This window comes from Promicromonospora sp. NPDC057488, assembly GCF_042802395.1.
Classification (GTDB): Bacteria; Actinomycetota; Actinomycetes; order Actinomycetales; family Cellulomonadaceae; genus Promicromonospora.
This window is the reverse complement of sequence record NZ_JBHVEG010000329.1, coordinates 1-2,421: the sequence shown is the minus strand read 5'-3', so window position 1 is coordinate 2,421 and position 2,421 is coordinate 1. Positions and strand designations below refer to the sequence as shown.

The window sequence follows — 2,421 nt, the reverse complement described above, 5'->3', positions numbered from 1 at the left end:
GTCGAGACCGGTCCATCGTGGGACCGGTCTCGACGCAGGCGACCGAAGTCGGCCCGGAGCCAAGGAGGCCCCACCTCCTGGCCACCTCCCGTTCACCTGGGCGTACCTGACCTTTCGTGGGGCAGACATCGCCTGCTCCTAGGTTGACGACGTCCTACCCCCCTTTTCGGACCGGAGAGCCTCCGATGACGATCGCCCCTGAGAACCGCCCGCTGCTGACGGTGCACACGCATGCGCGTGGCAAGCGCAGCCCCGTCACCTGTCGCCTCAAGTGCAACGACGCGTGCCTGCACCCCGCTCCCAACGAGAGCGCCAACGAGTACTTCAAGGACGTCGTGAGCTCGGTGCTCTCGCGCCGCGCGATGCTCGGCACGATGGCGGTCGCCGCCGGTGCCGTGGTGATCGGTGCGCAGGCCACCGCCGACGCGCCGCCGGCCGCCGCCGCGACGCTGCCCGAGGGCCGGTTCCCGGGCGGCGGCCACGGCAAGGGCCTGTCCTTCGGCGCCATCGACCCGCAGCCGGTCGACGTCGACGCCCTGGTGGTCCCCGAGGGCTACACCTGGGACCCGATCATCCGCTGGGGCGACCCGATCCTCCCGGGCGGCCGCACGTTCGACCCGAACAACCAGTCGCCGGAGCAGCAGGCCAAGCAGTTCGGCTACAACTGCGACTACCTCGACATCCTGCCGATCCGCCCCGGTGAGAAGCACCGCGGGACGCGCGGCATCCTGGTCTCGAACCTCGAGTACACCAACCCCGAGATCATGTTCCCGCCCACCGAGAAGTACTGGGACATCGCCGCCGACGGCAGCCGCACCAAGAACGCGTACTCGCGCGCGATCGAGCGGGCCGCGCACGGCATGGCCGTGGTCGAGGTCCGCCGCCGCGGCACGGGCAAGCCGTGGGACTACCAGCGCATCAGCGTGCTGAACCGCCGCATCCACCTGGACACCGAGTTCGTGCTCGACGGCCCGGCCGCCGGCTCCGACCTGCTCAAGACCGTCGCCGACCCCACGGGCAAGCGCGTGTTCGGCACCATGAACAACTGCGCCGGCGGCACCACGCCGTGGGGCACCGTGCTGTCGGGCGAGGAGAACTTCAACGGCTACTTCGTGGCCGCCGGAGCGAACCCGACCGCCGACGCCCGGTACGGCATCGGCAGCTCCACCAGCTACGGCTGGGAGGCTGACGAGCCGCGCTTCGCGCAGTCCGAGGGCTACGAGAACGAGGCCAACCGCTTCGGCTGGATCGTCGAGCTGGACCCGTACGACCCGCAGGCCAAGCCCGTCAAGCACACCGCGATGGGCCGGTTCAAGCACGAGGGCGCCAACGTCACGCTGTCGAGCAAGGGCCACGCCGTCGCGTACATGGGCGACGACCAGGCGTTCGACTACGTCTACAAGTTCGTGTCCAAGGAGCGGGTCGCCAAGGGCGAGTCCCGCTGGGCGCGCACCCACAACAAGACGCTCCTGTCCGAGGGCGACCTGTTCGTCGCCAAGTTCACGGGCGACTCGCCGGCCGCGCAGATCGACGGCTCGGGCGCGGTCCCGGCCGACGGCGCCTTCGACGGCACGGGCGAGTGGCTCCCGCTGGTCAAGGACGGCCGCAGCAAGGTGCCGGGCATGTCGGTCGAGGAGGTGCTGGTCTACACGCGCCTGGCCGCGGACAAGGTCGGCGCCACCAAGATGGACCGCCCGGAGGACGTCGAGATCAGCCCCGTCACGGGCCGCATCTACGTGGCGTGCACGAACAACTCGGGCCGCACCCCGGGCAACGCGACCGAGGGCGCCACCGAGGCGAACCCGCGCACGCACAAGGTCGTCGGAGGCGTGACCACCAACGGCAACCGGGACGGCCACGTGGTCGAGATCATCCCGTCCGGCGACCAGACCTCCACGCGGTTCACGTGGAACCTGCTGCTGGTCGCGGGCGACCCCGCCGTCGAGGGCACGTACTTCTCGGGTTACCCGAAGGACCGGGTCTCGCCCATCTCGTGCCCCGACAACCTGGCGTTCGACGCCGAGGGCAACCTCTGGATCTCGACGGACGGCCAGCCCAGCTCGTCGGCGATCGCGAGGTGCGACGGCCTGTTCAAGGTGCCGGTCGCGGGCCGCGAGCGCGGTCACGTCCAGCAGTTCCTCTCGGTGCCCGCGGGCGCCGAGACCTGCGGGCCGCTGGTCGACTCGCGCGACGGCATGGTCTACGTGAACGTGCAGCACCCGGGCGAGAACGGCTCCTTCGAGGCGCCGGACTCGTTCTTCCCGGACTACGTGGCCGCCGGCGTCCGCCCGGAGGCGGGCGACTTCCGCGGGCCGCGCCCGACGGTGGTCCAGGTCTACCGCGACCGCCACTGACCCGGACCCGCTGACCTGACCCGCCGGGTGCGGGGTCGGTGGTCGAGCTTGTCGAGACCCGCTGAGG

At 70.9% G+C, this 2,421-nt stretch carries 1 protein-coding gene; it reads left to right on the top strand.

The genetic code is table 11. The features are described 5' to 3' along the window. The first annotated feature begins 185 nt into the window (after positions 1-185). The gene (locus tag ACFU5G_RS29790; RefSeq protein WP_377252745.1) at positions 186-2,354 is read left to right on the top strand and encodes a PhoX family protein; all 2,169 of its coding nucleotides are present in this window, start codon (positions 186-188) and stop codon (positions 2,352-2,354) included. Positions 2,355-2,421: the final 67 nt, after the last annotated feature.

Coding starts and splice junctions, on each gene's coding strand:
- ACFU5G_RS29790 (WP_377252745.1), top strand. CDS start 186: ATGACGATCGCCCCTGAGAACCGCCCGCTGCTGACGGTGCACACGCAT.